The sequence below is a fragment of the Aliivibrio sp. A6 genome, assembly GCF_028765505.1.
GTDB lineage: Bacteria > Pseudomonadota > Gammaproteobacteria > Enterobacterales > Vibrionaceae > Aliivibrio > Aliivibrio finisterrensis_A.
Window position 1 is genome coordinate 1 of sequence record NZ_JARACR010000137.1, and the last position, 543, is coordinate 543.

Sequence of the window (543 nt, forward strand, 5' to 3'; positions counted from 1 at the left end):
TATGCAAACCAAGCTGAATTTTACTGCCTTAATCACTGAAACTAAAGACAAACTGACAACGCCGAATGTAGCAAATCGTGTTGATGCATTTGTTATATTTTCTTATTTACTACTTTTGTATGGTATTCATTTATTTGAAAGTTAACTTCTCGTAGTTTTTCGTCAAGCTCTGCGTGCTTAGTCCGTACTGCTTCCATTCCGCTTGATGAATGATTCAATGTTTCAGCCAATTTCTGCTGGTGTTCCATTAATTGTAGATAATGAACTCTAAAAGCAAGAAGAGCATTTAGTCGGCCAATATCATTTGCCTTTACAGCTTGCCTCACTGACCATCTTGAATATAAAGCTGATAAAGCCGCAGCAATAAGAGCTAAAATTGAAACAACTAAAGATGTATCCATATAATTCTCACAAAATATTACAATCATACTAAATAGGCTTTCACCAATTGAAAGGTTTTGATTCATAGAACTCATAATTTGATTAGAAAATATAACGCTGGCATAACACGTTTATTACTATGCAAACCGACCTGAATTAACC

1 protein-coding gene is annotated in these 543 nt (G+C 34.3%); it reads right to left on the reverse strand.

From position 1 onward, the window contains the following. Positions 1-92 precede the first annotated feature (92 nt). A complete protein-coding gene (locus tag PVK70_RS18905) occupies positions 93-467 on the reverse strand; it encodes a hypothetical protein (RefSeq protein WP_207216430.1) in 375 nt (124 codons plus the stop codon). Positions 468-543 lie beyond the last annotated feature (76 nt).

Coding starts and splice junctions, on each gene's coding strand:
- PVK70_RS18905 (WP_207216430.1), bottom strand. CDS start 467: ATGAATCAAAACCTTTCAATTGGTGAAAGCCTATTTAGTATGATTGTA.